At 72.0% G+C, this 16,962-nt stretch carries 18 protein-coding genes; 5 read left to right on the top strand and 13 right to left on the bottom strand.

From position 1 onward, the window contains the following. Positions 1–11: 11 nt before the first annotated feature. On the bottom strand, positions 12–2,537 hold the full coding sequence (locus OG276_RS15690) for an ATP-dependent Clp protease ATP-binding subunit (protein ID WP_266905902.1): 2,526 nt from the start codon (positions 2,535–2,537) through the stop codon (positions 12–14). 487 nt (positions 2,538–3,024) lie between these two features. Here OG276_RS15690 and OG276_RS15695 point away from each other — a divergent pair, with 487 nt between their 5' ends. Further along, positions 3,025–3,696, top strand: a complete 672-nt coding sequence (locus tag OG276_RS15695; protein WP_266905904.1) for an SCO3374 family protein — start codon at positions 3,025–3,027, stop codon at positions 3,694–3,696. Here OG276_RS15695 and OG276_RS15700 read toward each other — a convergent pair. The 5 genes from OG276_RS15700 to OG276_RS15720 all read right to left on the bottom strand — a co-directional run bounded on the left by OG276_RS15700 (position 3,678) and on the right by OG276_RS15720 (position 6,072). Continuing rightward, positions 3,678–4,016 carry an Lsr2 family protein gene (locus OG276_RS15700; RefSeq protein WP_254385652.1) on the bottom strand — a complete coding sequence of 113 codons (339 nt, stop codon included), beginning with the start codon at positions 4,014–4,016 and terminating at the stop codon, positions 3,678–3,680. The two genes, OG276_RS15695 and OG276_RS15700, sit on opposite strands and share 19 nt — an antisense overlap. Positions 4,017–4,183: 167 nt before the next feature. Next, a complete protein-coding gene (locus OG276_RS15705; protein WP_266905907.1) occupies positions 4,184–4,714 on the bottom strand; it encodes an amino-acid N-acetyltransferase in 531 nt (176 codons plus the stop codon). A 9-nt stretch (positions 4,715–4,723) separates the two neighbouring features. After that, the gene (locus tag OG276_RS15710; protein WP_266905909.1) at positions 4,724–5,179 is read right to left on the bottom strand and encodes a BlaI/MecI/CopY family transcriptional regulator; all 456 of its coding nucleotides are present in this window, start codon (positions 5,177–5,179) and stop codon (positions 4,724–4,726) included. A gap of 112 nt (positions 5,180–5,291) precedes the next feature. Beyond that, positions 5,292–5,465: a hypothetical protein gene (locus OG276_RS15715; protein ID WP_266905911.1), complete on the bottom strand. Its 174-nt coding sequence runs from the start codon at positions 5,463–5,465 to the stop codon at positions 5,292–5,294. 13 nt (positions 5,466–5,478) lie between these two features. After that, a complete protein-coding gene (locus OG276_RS15720; protein ID WP_266912854.1) occupies positions 5,479–6,072 on the bottom strand; it encodes a hypothetical protein in 594 nt (197 codons plus the stop codon). A 168-nt stretch (positions 6,073–6,240) separates the two neighbouring features. Between OG276_RS15720 and OG276_RS15725 the strand changes: the two genes are divergently transcribed. Both OG276_RS15725 and OG276_RS15730 read left to right on the top strand, forming a co-directional pair. After that, entirely contained in the window at positions 6,241–6,660 is a 420-nt protein-coding gene (locus OG276_RS15725) for a hypothetical protein (RefSeq protein ID WP_266905913.1), read from the top strand. Next, positions 6,657–6,968, top strand: coding sequence for a transcriptional regulator (locus tag OG276_RS15730; RefSeq protein ID WP_266905915.1), 312 nt, complete (start codon positions 6,657–6,659; stop codon positions 6,966–6,968). The genes OG276_RS15725 and OG276_RS15730 overlap by 4 nt, the downstream gene beginning before the upstream one ends. Positions 6,969–6,997: 29 nt before the next feature. Here OG276_RS15730 and OG276_RS15735 read toward each other — a convergent pair whose 3' ends face one another. From OG276_RS15735 to OG276_RS15760, 6 genes are all read right to left on the bottom strand, one after another. Continuing rightward, positions 6,998–7,192, bottom strand: coding sequence for a DUF397 domain-containing protein (locus tag OG276_RS15735; protein WP_266905917.1), 195 nt, complete (start codon positions 7,190–7,192; stop codon positions 6,998–7,000). 275 nt (positions 7,193–7,467) lie between these two features. Further along, positions 7,468–8,277: a type III pantothenate kinase gene (locus OG276_RS15740; protein WP_250752787.1), complete on the bottom strand. Its 810-nt coding sequence runs from the start codon at positions 8,275–8,277 to the stop codon at positions 7,468–7,470. Positions 8,278–8,280: 3 nt separating this feature from the next. Next, complete coding sequence (gene nadC, locus OG276_RS15745; protein ID WP_266905920.1) at positions 8,281–9,285, bottom strand: carboxylating nicotinate-nucleotide diphosphorylase; 1,005 nt, start codon at positions 9,283–9,285, stop codon at positions 8,281–8,283. A gap of 2 nt (positions 9,286–9,287) precedes the next feature. Further along, positions 9,288–11,081 (bottom strand): L-aspartate oxidase, encoded by a 1,794-nt coding sequence (locus tag OG276_RS15750; RefSeq protein WP_266905922.1) that lies wholly within the window; start codon positions 11,079–11,081, stop codon positions 9,288–9,290. Further along, positions 11,078–12,064 (bottom strand): pantoate--beta-alanine ligase, encoded by a 987-nt coding sequence (gene panC / locus OG276_RS15755; RefSeq protein ID WP_266912856.1) that lies wholly within the window; start codon positions 12,062–12,064, stop codon positions 11,078–11,080. Before panC ends, OG276_RS15750 begins: the two co-directional genes overlap by 4 nt. 23 nt (positions 12,065–12,087) lie before the next feature. Continuing rightward, complete coding sequence (locus OG276_RS15760) at positions 12,088–13,092, bottom strand: Rossmann-like and DUF2520 domain-containing protein (RefSeq protein ID WP_266905924.1); 1,005 nt, start codon at positions 13,090–13,092, stop codon at positions 12,088–12,090. A gap of 548 nt (positions 13,093–13,640) precedes the next feature. Here OG276_RS15760 and OG276_RS15765 point away from each other — a divergent pair. Then, positions 13,641–14,747, top strand: a complete 1,107-nt coding sequence (locus OG276_RS15765) for a low specificity L-threonine aldolase (RefSeq protein ID WP_266912858.1) — start codon at positions 13,641–13,643, stop codon at positions 14,745–14,747. A 77-nt stretch (positions 14,748–14,824) separates the two neighbouring features. Here the strand turns inward: OG276_RS15765 and OG276_RS15770 are convergent, their stop codons facing one another. Next, positions 14,825–15,034 (bottom strand): hypothetical protein, encoded by a 210-nt coding sequence (locus OG276_RS15770; RefSeq protein ID WP_266905926.1) that lies wholly within the window; start codon positions 15,032–15,034, stop codon positions 14,825–14,827. Positions 15,035–15,678: 644 nt separating this feature from the next. Between OG276_RS15770 and OG276_RS15775 the strand changes: the two genes are divergently transcribed. Beyond that, positions 15,679–16,803 carry a DUF5937 family protein gene (locus OG276_RS15775; protein WP_266905928.1) on the top strand — a complete coding sequence of 375 codons (1,125 nt, stop codon included), beginning with the start codon at positions 15,679–15,681 and terminating at the stop codon, positions 16,801–16,803. Positions 16,804–16,962 lie beyond the last annotated feature (159 nt).

Raw genomic sequence — 16,962 nt, forward strand, 5'->3', positions numbered from 1 at the left:
GCGGCTAGCGCTTACGCACCCTTGGTGAGGTCCGGGCCGGAGCCCGACGCCTCGATGGGGGGAAGGTCCGAGATCGGAGTCTTCTCCTCACCGCGGAAGGTGAACTTGGCTTCGTCGCCCTCACCCTCCTTGCCGACGACCACGATGTGACCGGGGCGCAGCTCGCCGAAGAGGATCTTCTCCGACAGGATGTCCTCGATCTCGCGCTGGATCGTGCGGCGCAGCGGGCGGGCACCCATGATCGGGTCGTAGCCGCGCTTGGCCAGCAGTGCCTTCGCTTCCGTGCTGAGCTCGATGCCCATGTCACGGTCCTTCAGGCGGTCATCGACCTTGGCGATCATCAGGTCGACGATCTGGACGATGTCTTCCTCGGTGAGCTGGTGGAAGACGACCGTGTCGTCGACACGGTTGAGGAACTCGGGCCGGAAGTGCTGCTTGAGCTCTTCGTTGACCTTCGCCTTCATCCGGTCGTATCCGGTCTTGGTGTCTCCCTGGGCCGCGAAGCCGAGGTTGAAGCCCTTCGAGATGTCCCGGGTACCCAGGTTGGTCGTCATGATGATGACCGTGTTCTTGAAGTCCACGACCCGGCCCTGGGAGTCGGTCAGGCGACCGTCTTCCAGGATCTGGAGAAGGGAATTGAAGATATCCGGGTGGGCCTTCTCGACCTCGTCGAAGAGGACGACGGAGAACGGCTTCCGGCGGACCTTCTCGGTCAGCTGGCCGCCCTCTTCGTAGCCCACGTAGCCGGGGGGCGAACCGAAGAGACGGGAAACCGTGTGCTTCTCGCTGAACTCCGACATGTCGAGGGAGATCAGCGCGTCCTCGTCGCCGAAGAGGAATTCGGCGAGCGTCTTGGAGAGCTCGGTCTTACCGACACCGGACGGGCCGGCGAAGATGAACGAGCCACCGGGACGCTTCGGGTCCTTCAGACCCGCACGGGTGCGGCGGATCGCCTGGGAGAGCGCCTTGATGGCGTCCTTCTGGCCGATGACGCGACGGTGGAGCTCGTCCTCCATGCGCAGGAGTCGCGAGGACTCCTCCTCGGTCAGCTTGAACACCGGAATGCCGGTCGCGGTCGCCAGGACTTCGGCGATGAGCTCGCCGTCGACCTCGGCGACGACGTCCATGTCGCCGGCCTTCCATTCCTTCTCGCGCTTGGCCTTCGCCGCCAGCAGCTGCTTCTCCGAATCACGGAGGGAAGCCGCCTTCTCGAAGTCCTGGGAGTCGATGGCCGACTCCTTGTCGCGACGCACGTTCGCGATCTTCTCGTCGAACTCGCGGAGGTCCGGCGGCGCGGTCATCCGGCGGATGCGCATCCGGGAGCCGGCCTCGTCGATCAGGTCGATCGCCTTGTCCGGGAGGAAGCGGTCCGAGATGTACCGGTCGGCCAGGGTGGCCGCCTGCACGAGGGCCTCGTCCGTGATGGAGACGCGGTGGTGGGCCTCGTAGCGGTCGCGCAGGCCCTTGAGGATCTCGATGGTGTGCTGGAGGGAAGGCTCCGCCACCTGGATCGGCTGGAAGCGGCGCTCAAGGGCCGCGTCCTTCTCAAGGTGCTTGCGGTACTCGTCGAGCGTCGTGGCACCGATGGTCTGGAGCTCACCACGGGCCAGCATGGGCTTCAGGATGCTGGCGGCGTCGATCGCGCCCTCGGCGGCACCCGCACCCACGAGGGTGTGGAGCTCGTCGATGAACAGGATGATGTCGCCGCGGGTGCGGATCTCCTTGAGCACCTTCTTGAGGCGCTCTTCGAAGTCACCGCGGTAGCGGGAACCGGCGACCAGGGCACCCAGGTCAAGCGTGTAGAGGTGCTTGTCCTTGAGGGTCTCGGGAACCTCGCCCTTGACGATCGCCTGGGCCAGGCCCTCGACGACGGCGGTCTTGCCGACGCCGGGCTCGCCGATGAGGACCGGGTTGTTCTTGGTCCGGCGGGACAGCACCTGCATGACCCGCTCGATCTCCTTCTCGCGCCCGATGACCGGGTCGAGCTTGGATTCGCGAGCAGCCTGCGTGAGGTTGCGGCCGAACTGGTCCAGGACGAGCGAGGTCGAGGGCGTGCCCTCGGCCGGGCCGCCGGCCGTGGCCGACTCCTTGCCTCCGCCGGAGTAGCCGGAGAGCAGCTGGATGACCTGCTGCCGGACTCGGTTGAGATCGGCGCCCAGCTTCACCAGGACCTGGGCGGCGACGCCCTCGCCCTCGCGAATGAGGCCGAGCAGGATGTGCTCGGTGCCGATGTAGTTGTGGCCGAGCTGGAGGGCCTCTCGGAGCGAAAGCTCCAGGACCTTCTTCGCCCGCGGGGTGAAGGGGATGTGGCCGGAAGGGGCCTGCTGCCCCTGTCCGATGATCTCCTCAACCTGCTGGCGAACAGCCTCGAGCGAAATCCCGAGGCTCTCCAAGGCCTTAGCGGCGACACCCTCACCCTCGTGGATCAAGCCCAGGAGGATGTGCTCGGTGCCGATGTAGTTGTGGTTGAGCATCCGGGCTTCTTCCTGAGCCAGGACGACAACCCGCCGCGCGCGGTCGGTGAACCTCTCGAACATCGTTTATCGCTCCTCAGAGCGGTCGGGCAGTTCGGGGTCGGTCCCCGCCCTGTCCTTCCGCATGCTAGTCCCGCGGGGCGGGACAGCTCATTCCAACTGCCGACATCCGTCCGCGGCTCACCCTCACGTCCGTGGGAAAACCCGGCTGTAAGTGCCGACAACTGCTCCAACCCGATGGTGCGAGACGATGTTCCCGCAGGCCAGGCAGATACCCGTCACACGTGTACGCCGATGGCGAACGGAAGGCGGTCTCGGACCCTGCAAAACAGCGTGTCGCCCCGATCCACTAGGAATGTCTTACCCGTAAGAGCGGACAGTTCACGCTGGTGAACGACTGTTCCCTCCGCTACGGGCGAACACGCTTCCGTCCTGAATGTGAGACTCCGAGCACTCGGACGTTTACGTTCCGCATTGATGCGAGTGCGCTGCGTCACATCCCGCGTCCCCTCCCGCGTAACCCCGAAGCGTTTCCGCAGTTGCTCCGGACATGGCCCTCACCGCGCCGCCCCCCACCGTCCCGCTCCCCCGCGCTCCGATCGGGGCGCCCCCGGCCGGTTCCGCCACCGATGCGGCCGGAGCGCCGGCGTCCTGGTACGAACGCGTGCTCGGCTGGCCCGTGGCCGGCGGACCGCCCGGGCAGCTGGTGACCGGGGTGCGGTTCGACGTACTGGAGCTGCCTGCCGATGCCGGCGCCGCGGTGCTGCGCGGCCCCTGCGGCGGTGCCACGGGTCCGGTGGCGCTCATGGGACGCAGGATGCGGTTCCTGGTGGCCCCGGGGAGCGCCGACGAGCTGGAGGGGCTGCTCGACTGGCTGGAGTGGGGCGGGGTGGCCCTGGATCTCGCCGCCCTGGGTGCGGGTGGCCGGATCACCGCTCCGACGCCTCCGGGACACCTGGTGGGGCCCGGGGAAAACCCTCGGGGGGCCGCCGTGTGGCTGCGGCCCCCCGAGCAGGGGTGTGAGGCACTGCTGCCCGCCCTGCCCGCTGCGGGGCGGGGCTCCGGGCCCGGTCGTGGCGCGGACGCCTCCGGGCCCGGTCTCGTACGCCTGGTCGCGGCGGCGGCGACGGAATGCCACCGGGCGCGGCTGCGGCGGCGTACGGCCTCTGCGCATCGCATCGGCACCGCGGTGATGACCGGAGGTCAGCCGCGGTTCTCGTAAGCCTCGCGGATCTCCTGCGGAACGCGGCCGCGATCGTTGACGCTCATGCCCTGGGCCTTGGCCCAGGCGCGGATCTCGGCCGTGTCCGGGTTGCCGGACGTCGCGGCGGTGCGGCCGCCCTTGGTACGGCCCGCCGCGGCACGGCCACCGGTGCGGCGACCGCCCTTGGTGAACGGGTCGAGGAGGCCGCGGAGCTTTTCAGCGTTGGCGGTGGTGAGGTCGATCTCGTAGGTCTTGCCATCCAGAGCGAACGTCACCGTCTCGTCCGCCTCGCCGCCGTCGAGGTCGTCGACAAGAAGGACCTGAACCTTCTGTGCCACCGGGATTTCCTTTCATCGAAAAGCAGTACGCGGAAAGGAAACCGCTTTTGCCTGGAAAACACAAACCCCCCGTCACGGGTTCGGGTCCGCAACGGGTCGGGAAACGTGCGCGATTCGGACATAGGCCCCGGAGCCGGGGGCTCCTGTGAAATCCCCGCCGTGATCGATCAGAGGTGCAGAAGCATCCGACTGTTGCCCAAGGTGTTCGGCTTCACTCGTTCGAGACCGAGGAACTCGGCGACTCCCTCGTCATAGGAACGCAGCAGCTCCATGTACACATCGGTGTCGACCGGGGTCTCGCCGATCTCGGTGAAGCCGTGCTTCGCGAAGAAGTCCACTTCGAAGGTCAGGCAGAAAACCCGGCTGACGCCTACCCTCCGGGCGGTCTCCAGCAACTTGTCGAGCACCAGATGACCGACTCCCGCGCCCTTCAAGTCGCGGTCGACGGCAAGAGTGCGGACTTCGGCCAGGTCTTCCCACATCACGTGGAGCGCACCGCAGCCGACCACCCGGCCATCGGAGTCGCGTTCGGCGACCCAGAACTCCTGGATGTCCTCATAAAGGACGACCGGTGCTTTGTCCAGCAGGATCCGCTGCTGAACGTACTGGTCGAGGAGGTGGCGCAGCGCGGGAACATCACCGGTGCGCGCTCGGCGGATCGTCACTGTTTTTGCATGTGCAGCGGAAAACTCACCCATGCCCGGACGTTATCGCCCCGGCTCGGTGCCCGGCGCCACGGAGTCGCCTTCGGCATCGGGCGGCGCGGCCGGGGAGTCGGCGGCCTCCGGGGTCCCTTCGGGTTCCGCCGGCTGCACGATGCGTACGGCGTCCCTGAGTGCCTCGCGCTGTTCCGCGGACATCATGCCGAAGAAGGCCACGAGGGCGGCTGCGGGGTTGTCACTCGTCGACCAGGCTTCGTTCATCAGTGCGGCCGAGTAAGCGGCCCGGGTGGAGACCGCCGTATATCGATAGGCGCGGCCTTCCGCCTCGCGGCGGACCCAGCCCTTCTGATGAAGATTGTCCATAACGGTCATGACCGTGGTGTACGCGATGGACCGTTCCTGCTGGAGGTCTTCCAGGACTTCACGAACGGTGACCGGGCGGTTCCACTGCCACACCCGCGTCATGACTGCGTCTTCGAGTTCTCCCAAGGGGCGAGGCACACCAGCACGATAGTGCGGGTTGTGGTGAATTGCGCGGCTATCCGGGCGGCAAGGCGCAACAAAATCGGGCGTACGGCTGGGAAGCCGTACGCCCGTCCCCTGTCGAGGGGGCCTACTTCTGGGGCTGGGACTGGTGAGCGGCCTCGGCGCGGGCGAGCACGGCGTCCACGGCCGCGTCCTCCTTGGCCTTGTTGGCACCGCCCTGGCTCTTCACGATCGTCACGACGAGCGCGACGAAGAACACGGCCATCACGAAGGGGGGCACGAGCGCGGAAACGTAGTCCATGCCCCCAGCCTAGCTACCCTGCCGCGCGCCCGGCCTCCGGGGGCGGGCTGGGCTTGCGGCGCGGCGGGAAGACCTCGCCCGGGGTCGGGATGGGGCGTGCGGGGCGGTCGTCCGGGCGCGTTTCGGGCTTCGGGCGCGCGGGGTCGCCCTCCTTCTCGGTGCCGCCCTTGCCGGAGCCGCCCGTGTCGGTGCCGCCCGCGAGGGTCAGCAGCCGGGTGCGCGGTGCGGGCGCCGTGGACAGCCTGCGGCGTACGGAGCGCTCCGCGATGGTCTGGGCCCGCTCCAGCACTGCGGCGGCGACCGGGTTGGCGCGCAGCGCCCGTAGGGCCGCGAGATCGTCCGGCACCGGCTCGTAGCCGGCGGCCAGGGCGTCCTGCAGCAGCTCCAGGTAGCCGGAGAGGCTGCCGGGCAGGGCGGCTCTGTACCGCGCCAGGTCGGCCAGGAGGAAGGCTCTGAGCCTCCCCGCCTCCTGGACCGCGTCGTCCACCGACGCCGCGAGGCGCAGGCAGTCCTGGACCTCGACGGCCGTCAGTGGGGCCGTCGAGGACTGAAGGGCGTGAGCGAGCGAGCGCCTGAGCACGTGAAGCTCATCGGCGCCGAACGCCATGCCGCCGCGGGATCCGTAGGGCGTGGGCATGGGCCGAAGATACGCGCTAATCGGACAAAATCCCTTGAGTGGGCGCGGGAACGGCGCGGCGTATTTGTACTTGCCAAACTGGAAAGTGCACTCCAATCTAGAAAGAGAGCATCGGGCACCGGAGACGAGGGGGATCTCATGACCGAACACGCGGACGCCGTGGGGATGTACGAGAGCGCGGCGAAGACCGAGGCCGCCGCCCTGCGGCGGAGCGACTGGTACACGCGCTATCTATGGGTGTTCGCCGCCGGCCAGCTGGCGCTCGTCCCGCTGGCCGTCCTGTGGCACGGCCTCGCCTCGGCCCTGGCGTTCGGGCTGGGGAACACCCTCCTCGTGACGGGGCTGAGCGTGTACGCCGCGCGGCAGCGCGTGGTGCGGCGCGGGTTCGGCCTCAAGCACGGGCTGGTGATCGGCTCCTGGGCCGTCCTGTTCGCGCTGTCGGTCTCGCTCGGCACCACGGTCTTCGCGGCCGCCCCGGCCTTCGCGGCGGTCGCCGCGCCGGCATGCGCGCTGCCGCCCGCCGTGGGCGCCTGGCTCGAATCGCGGCGGGCGTCGTGACGGACGCAAAGCCGGGAAGCCATCCCCGCCACGCCCTCGCGCCACTGCTCAACGCGCCCGTACGCCTGTCGGTGACGGCGGCGCTGGCCACGGTGGACAGGGCCGAGTTCGCCTTCGTCCGCGACCTGGTCGAGGTGTCCGACTCGGTTCTCTCGAAGCAGGTGTCGGTGCTGGAGGAAGCGGGCTGGGTGGCCGTCGAGAAGGGCCGCGTGGCCCGCCGCCCCCGGACCTGGCTCTCCCTGACCCCGGAGGGCCGCACCGTCTACGGGCGCCACCTCGCGGCCCTTCGGGCCATCGCCGAGGGCTAGGAAGGGGCCGGGGAAGGGCCGGGGACGGGTTAGGCCCCGTCGGCCGTCGCCTTGACCGTCTGGAGGAACTCCGCCCACGCCGTGCGGGTGGCGGCGAGGACCAGGTGGGCCGGGTCGGCGCGGTCCGCCACGCGGACCAGGGTGCCGGGGGCTGCGCTGACGTACACGCAGTTGTCCCCCTCGCCGCAGAACGAGGACTTCTGCCAGGCGGGCCGAGCGGTCATGACGTCTCCTCCGGTCACAGGCGCTTCTGGCGCCGGGGACGGGCTCCCGGTACATGTCGTGGGGCGAAGGTAACCCCGCGGCCGCCGCGGTCCGGCCATTTCCGGGGAAATTGTCATGGCGGGCGTCAGGGCGCGGTAAAGGCGGCGGCGAGCCGAACGGGGCCCGGCCCGTGGCCCGTGGGACGCAAGCGGCCCCCGGCCTCCGGAGGGAGGGCGGGGGCCGTCGGGGCGCTCGGGCCGGCGGGCGGGGGGCGGGACCGGCGGTCCCGGCCCGGTCAGCCGAAGGCGGGCGCGTTGCGCTCGTAGACCAGCCGCAGGCCGATCAGGGTGAGCCAGGGCTCGTGGTCGTCGATGGCCTCGGCCTCGCCGAGGACGATCGGGGCCAGGCCGCCGGTGGCGATGACGCGGACGTCGTCCGGGACGCCGTTCGGGCCGGCCAGCTCCTTGGCCATGCGGTTCACGATCCCGTCGACCTGGCCGGCGAACCCGTAGACCACGCCCGACTGCATCGCCTCGACCGTGGACTTGCCGATGACGTTGCGCGGGCGGGCCAGCTCGATCTTGCGGAGCTGGGCCCCCCGTACGCCGAGGGCCTCCATGGAGATCTCGATGCCCGGGGAGATCACCCCGCCGACGTACTCGCCCTTGGCGGAGACCGCGTCGAAGGTGGTCGCCGTACCGAAGTCGACGACGATCGCGGGGCCGCCGTAGAGCTCGGCGGCGGCGACCGCGTTGACGATGCGGTCGGCGCCGACCTCCTTCGGGTTGTCCATCAGGATCGGGACGCCCGTCTTGGTGCCGGGCTCCACGATCACCGCCGGAACGTCGCCGTAGTAGCGCCGGGTCACCTCGCGGAGCTCGTGCAGCACCGCAGGCACCGTCGAGCAGATCGCGATGCCGTGGATGCCGTCGCCCAGTTCGTTGCCGAGCATCGGGTGCATGCCCATCAGGCCCTGCATCAGCACGGCCATCTCGTCGGCCGTGCGGCGCGGGTCGGTCGAGACGCGCCAGTGCTCGACGATCTCGTCACCGTCGAACAGGCCAAGGACCGTATGGGAGTTGCCCACGTCGATGGTGAGGAGCATCGGTTACACCGCCTCGCGCAGATCGAGGCCGATGTCCAGGATCGGGGAGGAGTGGGTCAGCGCGCCGACCGCGAGGTAGTCGACGCCGGTCTCGGCGTAGGCGCGGGCCGTGTCCAGGGTGAGGCGGCCCGAGGACTCCAGGGTGGCGCGGCCGGCGACCAGCGCGACGGCCTGCGCGGTCTGCTCCACGGTGAAGTTGTCGAGCAGGATCAGGTCGGCACCGGCCTCCAGGACCTCGCCGACCTGCTGCAGGGTGTCGACCTCGACCTCGATCGGGACCTCCGGGAAGGCCTCCCGCACGGCGGTGAAGGCCTGGACGACGCCGCCGGCCGCGACCACGTGGTTGTCCTTGACCAGCGCCGCGTCCGACAGCGACATGCGGTGGTTGACCCCGCCGCCGCAGCGCACCGCGTACTTCTCCAGGGAGCGCAGCCCCGGGGTGGTCTTGCGGGTGTCGCGGACCTTGGCGCCGGTGCCCTCCAGGGCCTCGGCCCAGCGGCGGGTGGCCGTCGCGACGCCCGACAGGCGGCACACGATGTTGAGGGCGCTGCGCTCCGCGGTCAGCAGGTCGCGGGTGCGCGAGCGCACCGACAGGAGCACGTCGCCGGCCTTGACGCTGTCGCCGTCCTCCGCGTGCCGCTCGACCTCGAAGGACTCGGTGCAGACGACCGAGAACACGGCCTCGGCGATGCGCAGGCCGGCCACGACGCCGTCCTCGCGGGCGACGAAGTCGGCGATCGCCTCGGCCTCTTCGGGGACGGTGGCGACGGTGGTGACGTCGACTCCGCCGTCGAGGTCCTCGGAGAGCGCCATGTGCGCGATGTCCTCGACCTCGATGGGGTCCAGGCCGGCTTCCTCCAGCAGCTCGGCGAGCGCCGGGTCCAGGCCGGACTCCTCGCCTTCGCCGCAGGCGCAGTCGTCGCCGCAGCCGCCGGCTTCGCTCTGGCCCACGAGGGGGAGCTCGGCGTGCTCGTGCTCGTGGTTGTGGTCGTGCTCGTGCGTGGTCACGGTTACGGCTCCAGGCTTTCGTTGCTGTCGGTGCTGTCTGTGGCGTCGGTGCTGTCGGTGCCGTCTGCGCTCAAGGGGACCCGTACGGACGGGAAGTCCGCCGAGTCCGTGGAGGTGACGACCAGGGCCCGCCGCTCGGTCTGCGACAGGCGCACGACCAGGTGGCGCCGCCAGTCGGTGTCGTTCCGGTCGGGGTGGTCCTCCCGCCAGTGGCAGCCGCGGGTCTCCGCGCGCCGCTGGGCGGCGGCGACCAGCACCCGGGCCACGCACAGGAGGTTGGTGGCCTCCCAGGTCTCGGTGCCGGGGACCGCCGTCTTGCCCCGGGTCTCCAGCTCCGTCAGCGCCGTCGCGTACAGGGCTTCGAGCGCGGCGGCGGCCCGGCGCAGGGACTCGGCGGAGCGGAGCACGCCCGCGCCGTCGGTCATGATGCGCTGGATCTCGTAGCGCGCCTCGGCGGGCTGGAGGGGGCCCGTGGCCGGGACGGGGATGCCGGGGCCGGTGCCCACGGGCGGGTTCCCGATGATGTCGTCGGCGATGCGCTCGGCGAAGACCAGGCCCTCCAGCAGGGAGTTGGAGGCCAGCCGGTTCGCGCCGTGCACTCCGGTGCAGGCGACCTCGCCGCAGGCGTACAGCCCGGGGACGGTGCTGCGGCCGTGCAGGTCGGTCCGTACGCCGCCGGAGGCGTAGTGCGCGGCCGGGGCGACCGGGATGGGCTCGGTGACCGGGTCGATGCCGTGCGAGCGGCAGGCCGCGAGGATGGTCGGGAAGCGCTGCTCCCACATCTCGGCGCCGAAGTGCCGGGCGTCCAGGTACATGTGCTGGGTGCCCTGCTCCTGCATGCGGCGCATGATGCCCTTGGCGACGATGTCGCGGGGGGCGAGCTCGGCGAGCTCGTGCTGGCCGGTCATGAAGCGGACCCCGTCCGCGTCGACGAGGTACGCGCCCTCGCCGCGGACGGCCTCCGACACCAGGGGCTGCTGGCCCTCGGCGTCGGCGCCGAGGAAGAGCACGGTGGGGTGGAACTGCACGAATTCGAGGTCGGAGACCTCGGCTCCGGCGCGCAGCGCCAGGGCCACCCCGTCGCCGGTGGAGACCGACGGGTTGGTGGTCGCGGAGAAGACCTGGCCCATGCCGCCGGTCGCGAGGATCACGGCGGGCGCATGGACGGCGCCGACCCCGTCGTGCTGGCCCTCGCCCATGACGTGCAGGGTGACGCCCGCGGTACGGCCCTGGGCGTCCAGGAGCAGGTCCAGGACCAGGGCGTTCTCCACCGTCTCTATGCCGGCGGCCTGGACGGCCTCGACGAGCGCCCGGGAGATCTCGGCGCCGGTGGCGTCCCCGCCGGCGTGCGCGATGCGGCGGCGGTGGTGGCCGCCCTCGCGGGTCAGCTCGATCTCGCCGGTCTCGGCGGAGGTGTCGAAGACGGCGCCCTCGGCGATGAGCCGGCGTACGGCGTCCGGGCCCTCGGTGACCAGGAGCCGGACGGCGGCCTCGTCGCACAGTCCGGCGCCCGCGACGAGGGTGTCGTCGAGGTGCTGTTCGGGGGTGTCCCCGTCGCCGAGGGCGGCGGCGATGCCGCCCTGGGCCCAGCGGGTGGAGCCGTCGTCGAGCCGGGCCTTGGTGACCACGACGGTACGGCGGCCCGCGGCGGCGCAGCGCAGCGCGGCGGTCAGTCCGGCGACTCCGGACCCGACGACCACGACATCGGCGTCCACGGACCAGCCGGGCGCCGGGGCGTGGAGCCGTATGCCGGTGCTGGTGCCCGCGGTTGCGGGGCCTCTGCCTGGGGTGCTCACGGTTGTGCTCCGAACTCCAATGGGATGTTGTCGATCAGCCGGGTCGCGCCCACTTTCGCGGCGACGGCCAGCACGGCGTGACCGGTGAAGCCGTGACCGGCCTCGGTGAAGTCCTGTGGGTCCACCAGCGCCAGGTAGTCCAGGACGAGCGGCGGATCGTGGCGGCCCGCCTCCTCCAGGACGTGCCGCGCGGCTGCCCGTACGGCCTCCGGCAGCCCGGCGCCCGCCGCGGCGACGGCGTGCGCGTCGGCGGAGGCGCGGATCTCGCCGAGCCGGGCCAGGCCCGTGGCCCGCTCGTCGCCGGCCGGCGGGGCCTGCGCCTCGGCGCGGGCGCGCAGCGCGGACTGCGCGGCGAGCCGGTCGCGGCCGGCGAACAGGGCGCGGGAGAGGGCGAGGGCGGTGCCGCGCTCCTTGGCGGAGAGGTAGCGGTTGCGGGAGGACAGCGCGAGCCCGTCCGCCTCGCGGACGGTCGGTACGCCGACCACCTCGACGGGGAAGTTCAGGTCGGTCACCATCCGCCGGATCAGGGCCAGTTGCTGCGCGTCCTTCTGGCCGAAGTAGGCCAGGTCGGGGCGGGTGAGGTGGAGCAGCTTGGCGACGACGGTCAGCATGCCGTCGAAGTGGCCGGGGCGGGTGGCGCCTTCGAGGCGGCCGCCCATCGGTCCGGCGGTGATCCGGACCTGGGGGTCGCCGCCGGGGTAGACCTCGTCGACGGCCGGGGCGAACACGGCGTCGGCGCCGGCCGCTTCGGCGATCGCCAGGTCGGCGTCGAGGGTGCGGGGGTAGCGGTCGAGGTCCTCGTTCGCCCCGAACTGGAGGGGGTTGACGAAGACCGTGACCACGACCTGGCCGGTGTGGCCGACCTGCTCGCGGGCGGTGCGGACCAGGGTGGCGTGGCCCTCGTGGAGGGCGCCCATGGTCATGACGACGGCGCGGCGGCCGGCGGTGTCCGCCTCGGTGGCGGCGCGGGGCAGCCGGTGCAGGGCGTCCGCGGTGTCGAGGAGGATCACAGCTCGCCGCCGCCTTCGTTTCCCTCGGGGCCGGGGCCGGGGCCGGTCGCGCCGTCCGCGAGTACGCCGAGGAGGTCCTCGGCCAGTTCGGGCTTGAGCAGGCCGTGCGCGAGGGCCCGGTCGGCGGTCGTACGGGCCATCGCGAGGTACCCGGCGACGGTGCCCGGGGCGTGCTTGCGCAGCTCCGAGACGTGCACGGCGACGGTACCGGCGTCACCGCGGGCCACCGGGCCGGTCAGGGCGGCGTCACCGGAGCGCAGGGCGTTGTCGAGGGCCGCGCCGAGGAGCGGGCCGAGCATCCGGTTCGGGTGCTCGACGCCGGCCTTGGCCAGCAGTTCCATCGACTGGGCGACCAGGGTGACCAGGTGGTTCGCGCCGAGGGCGAGGGCCGCGTGGTAGAGCGGGCGGTTCACCTCGGCGATCCACTCGGGCTCCCCGCCCATCTCGATGACCAGGGCCTCGGCGGCGAGCCGCAGCTCGTCGGGAGCGGTCACCCCGAAGGAGCAGCCCGCGAGGCGCTGCACGTCCACCTCGGTACCGGTGAAGGTCATCACGGGGTGCAGGGCCAGCGGCAGCGCGCCCGCACGGCGCGCGGGGTCCAGCACGGAGACCCCGTACCGCCCGGAGGTGTGCACGAGGAGCTGCCCGGGACGGACCGCGCCGGTCTCGGCGAGGCCCTCCACCAGGGACGGCAGGGCGTCGTCGGGGACCGTCAGCAGCACGAGGTCGGAGGCCTGCAGCACCTGCGCCGGTGACACGACGGGCACGTCGGGCAGCATCCGTGCGGCGCGGCGGCGCGAGGCGTCGGAAACACCGGACACGGCGACGGGCCGGTGCCCGGTCTGCTGCAGGGCACGGGCCAGCGCCGGGCCGACCCTGCCGGCTCCGACGACACCGACGGAGAGCCGGGCGGGGCGCTCCGCCTGGGGGGCTGTGTTCACGCGGGGGAGGCCTTCCGTTCCGTTCCGGTCCGCGGGGGGTACCGGACGATACGTCGCCATGCTAGCCCCTGGTGTGCGGGCCGGTCGGCGATGATCGGGGCATGAACCAGGACACGGAGCGGACGACGACCGCGGGGCCGGGCTCGGGGCCCGGCGGCGGTGCGGGGCCGGGCTCGGGGCCCGGCGGGGGTGTGGGGGCGGGGGCGGGCTCCGGCGGAGGGTCGGGCAGGCACACGGGCGTGCAGCGGATCGCGGAACCGGACGCGGCGGCGGAGCGGGCCGGGGGCCCGGAGCGTATCGCGGAACCGGACGCGGCAGCCGAACTTGCCGCGGGCCCGAACCCGGCACAAGCCCCGAACCCGGACCCGCAGCGGGGCACGGACGCGGCCGGGGAGCGAGCGGCCGGTCGGGTGACGGACCCGGGCGAGACCGCGAAACCGAGCGCGGAGCGGGTCCCGGACGACCTGGCGGCGCAGGCCACGGACGACGTGACGGCTCAGGCGGCGGACGACATGGGGGCGCAAGCCGCAGACGACCTGGCGACTCAGGCCACGGACCACGTGACGGCTCAGGCTGCGGACGACCTGGCGGCTCAGGCGGCGGACGACATGGCGGCGCGGTTGGTGGTCGCCGGGCGGGCGGCCGGGCGGAAGCTGTCGGACAGTCTGCGGGAGGCCACGGTCGGCGAGCTGCTGGCGGAGTTGGGGACGCTGGCCCCGGACCCGGACGAGCCGGGCGACATCTACGGCAACGGCATCGTGGAGCGGCTGGAGCGGCGGGTCGCGGAGCTGCTCGGCACCGAGGACGCGGCGTTCTTCCCGACCGGGACCATGGCCCAGCAGATCGCGCTGCGCTGCTGGGCCGGCCGCACCGGCAACCCGGTGGTCGCCCTGCACCCGATGAGCCACCCGGAACGGTGGGAGGGCGGCGCGCTGTCCGTCGTCTCGGGGCTGCGGACCATCCACCCGACGGGCGAACCGCGCCAGCCGACCGCGTCCGAACTCGCCGAGCTGCCGGAGCCCTTCGGGACGCTGATGCTGGAACTGCCGCTCCGCGACGCGGGCTTCCTGCTCCCGACCTGGGAGGAGCTGTCGGCCCTGGTGGACACCGCCCGGGAACGGGACGCGGTGGTCCACTTCGACGGCGCCCGGCTGTGGGAGTCGACGGTCCACTTCGGCCGGTCCCTCCCGGAGATCGCGGCGCTCGCGGACTCGGTGTACGTCTCCTTCTACAAGTCCCTCGGGGGCCTCAGCGGGGCCGCCCTCGCCGGATCCGCGTCGCTCGTGGCGGAGGCGAGGGTGTGGCGGCACCGGTACGGGGGCCAGATCTTCCGCCAGTTCCCGGCCGCGCTGTCCGCGCTGGCCGGGTTGGAGCGGGAGCTGCCGGAGCTGCCCTCCTACGTGGCCAAGGCGCGGGAGGTGGCGTCCGCGATGTCCTCGGCGCTCGCCGCGGCCCCGGAGGTGCCCTGGTTCCGGGTCCACCCGGAAATCCCCCACACCCACCAGTTCCAGGTGTGGCTCCCCTACGACGCGGACCGCCTCACGGAGGCGGGCGTCCGGCTGGCGGAGGAGACGGGCACTGTCCTCTTCCGCCGCTGGTCCCCCGACGGCCCGCCGGGCCTGTCGCTGACGGAGGTCGAGGTCACCCGCCCGGGCCTGTCCTGGACGGAGGCCGAAGTCGCCACGGCGGTAGCGGACTTCGTGTCCCGCCTGTAGCCCACCCGACCGAACCCGGCCGGCCCGCGCCAAGCTGGACCAGAGCTCCCCAGACCCGGGGGCCGCGCTCCCGTGCCTCAGGCGGTTGGGCGGCGGGTCAGCAGGCGGTGGAGGGCCTCGCGCCAGAGGTGGCGGGACGGGGCGCCGTCGGGTACGGCCCGGAACTGGCCGTAGGCGCGGGCCCCGCGCAGGACGGCCACGTCGTCGCGGCCCGGCGGCGGGGGCATGGGGGTGCCGTGCTGTGAGGCCCGGTAGGTGTCGACGAGGTACTGCTCGATCGCGGTCATGCGTCCACCCTGAGCCTGGCTGCGGGTGCCGTACGCGCGGATTGACCGATGTCGTCAATCCGCCAAGCGGGGTTGCGAGGCCGCTGCGCGGGCCGGAATTCCCCGACCCGCCCTTCCCCCGTTCCCAGGGCCGGCCCTGCCCCGGTCCTCAAGCGCCGGACGGGCTGAAAGCACAAGGGCCCCGGGCTACGCCCGAACCCCTGGGGCTCCGCCCCAGACCCCGGTCCTCAAACGCCGGACGGCTGGATTGGCCCCCTGGGGCTCCGCCCCAGACCCCACGCCTCAAACGCCGGCGAGGCTGAATTCGGCGGCCCGGGTCGGGGACGGGGGTGGGGTGGGGTGTCGGCCTGGACGTAGAGCGTGATTTGTGGCGCTGGTGCATGTCGCGCCCTGTCGGAGTTCAGGAGAGGGCGCCTAAATCATGCAGTCCAGGCCGACACCCCACCCCGCCCCCGGCACCGGCCCCCATCCGCAGCCGGGCCGGACCCAGGCCAACCCCAGCCCCGCCGGCGTTTGAGGCGCAGGGGTCCGGGGACCGGTCCCCGGCAACGGCGCCGCACCAGACGACCGCCCCCGCTCCCCCGGGTGGGCGAAGGCCGCGTGCCCTGGCAGGCACAAGGGCCACGCACCGGCAGAATGATCCGATGAGCGTCACCATCGACATCACCGGGCTCCCCGCGGAGCGGATCGGCTTCGCGCCGTCCCCCCTCGCAGAGCTCTGCATGGCGTTGCACGCGCTCTCCCAGCCCGGCCACCACCCCGGGCTCACCTCCTGGACCTCCACCACCGCGGCCGCCCTCGACCCCGACCTCGCGGACCGGCTGCTGGAGGGCGATTTCATGTGGCGCAGCTCCTTCGCCGATCTGTTCATGGCCTTCGCCGGGATTCCCGGCGGCTCCGGCCGGCCCGCCGCCACCCTGGCGGGCGAGCTCGACGTGCTCGACCAGCTGGACGACGAGCGGTTCGCGACGGCCGCCCTGGAGCACTGCCGGCTGGCCCTCTACAACGACAGCACCGGACCGTCCCCGCTCTCGGATCCGCTCGCCCGGGCCAAGGCCCTGGAGACGGCCTCCGCGCGCGGGCCGCAGCAGCTGGCCTTCGCCGTGCGGGTGCTCGACGACACCGCCGGTGTCCGGGTCTGGCTGCGCCGGCTGATGGAGGACTGCGACGAGGCCTTCTTCGCGGAGACCTGGCGCCGGGTCGAGCCCCGCCAGAGCGCGGACGTGCGGCACAAGACGGAGGTGCTGCGGCGCAAGGGGCTGCCCGCCGTGCTGAAGGAGGTCTCCTCGGCGCTGAGCGTCGACGAGCGGCTGACCACGGTCACGGTGGACAAGATGGTCCACGGGTCGACGACCGCGACCGATCCCCGAATAGGCGGCGGCCTGCTGTTCGTGCCCACGAACTTCGGCTGGCCCCACCTGCTGGTGCTGCACGCCCCCGGCTGGCTCCCGGTGATCCATTACCCGCTCGGCTCGCCCGAACTGGCCTCCTCCCCGGGGTCGGTGGAGCTGTTGCAGCGGCGCATGGAGGCCCTGGCCCATCCGATGCGGATGATGCTGTGCCGCAATCTGGCGCGTGCTCCCTACACGACCGGCGAGTTGGCGGCCGCGCACGGGGTCACCGCCCCGGAGGTCTCCCGCCACCTGGCGGTGCTGAAGAAGGCCGGGCTGATCCAGACCCGCCGCCAAGGCCGGTACGTCCAGCACCAGCTGGACCTGGCGGCGGTCGCACGGATCGGCACGGACTTCATCGAGGGCATCCTCCGCTAGCCCCGCGGAGCCCAGCCGGGCCCCACGGAGCCCAGCGCGAGCGAAGAGCGGGCACTGGCCTGTTTTCGACGGCTCAGATACTCCGATATACGGATTTCACAAACCGGAATCAGTGAAAAGTCTGGCCATGGCCGCCACTTGATGTCTAACGTGCGTCCA

It is taken from the genome of Streptomyces sp. NBC_00086 (assembly GCF_026343255.1).
GTDB lineage: Bacteria > Actinomycetota > Actinomycetes > Streptomycetales > Streptomycetaceae > Streptomyces.

Coding starts and splice junctions, on each gene's coding strand:
- OG276_RS15695 (WP_266905904.1), top strand. CDS start 3,025: ATGGCCCTCACCGCGCCGCCCCCCACCGTCCCGCTCCCCCGCGCTCCG.
- OG276_RS15765 (WP_266912858.1), top strand. CDS start 13,641: ATGGCGGCGCGGTTGGTGGTCGCCGGGCGGGCGGCCGGGCGGAAGCTG.
- OG276_RS15735 (WP_266905917.1), bottom strand. CDS start 7,192: ATGACCGCTCGGCCCGCCTGGCAGAAGTCCTCGTTCTGCGGCGAGGGG.
- OG276_RS15725 (WP_266905913.1), top strand. CDS start 6,241: ATGACCGAACACGCGGACGCCGTGGGGATGTACGAGAGCGCGGCGAAG.
- OG276_RS15760 (WP_266905924.1), bottom strand. CDS start 13,092: ATGGCGACGTATCGTCCGGTACCCCCCGCGGACCGGAACGGAACGGAA.
- OG276_RS15715 (WP_266905911.1), bottom strand. CDS start 5,465: ATGGACTACGTTTCCGCGCTCGTGCCCCCCTTCGTGATGGCCGTGTTC.
- OG276_RS15705 (WP_266905907.1), bottom strand. CDS start 4,714: ATGGGTGAGTTTTCCGCTGCACATGCAAAAACAGTGACGATCCGCCGA.
- OG276_RS15720 (WP_266912854.1), bottom strand. CDS start 6,072: ATGGCGTTCGGCGCCGATGAGCTTCACGTGCTCAGGCGCTCGCTCGCT.
- OG276_RS15740 (WP_250752787.1), bottom strand. CDS start 8,277: ATGCTCCTCACCATCGACGTGGGCAACTCCCATACGGTCCTTGGCCTG.
- OG276_RS15770 (WP_266905926.1), bottom strand. CDS start 15,034: ATGACCGCGATCGAGCAGTACCTCGTCGACACCTACCGGGCCTCACAG.
- OG276_RS15690 (WP_266905902.1), bottom strand. CDS start 2,537: ATGTTCGAGAGGTTCACCGACCGCGCGCGGCGGGTTGTCGTCCTGGCT.
- OG276_RS15775 (WP_266905928.1), top strand. CDS start 15,679: ATGAGCGTCACCATCGACATCACCGGGCTCCCCGCGGAGCGGATCGGC.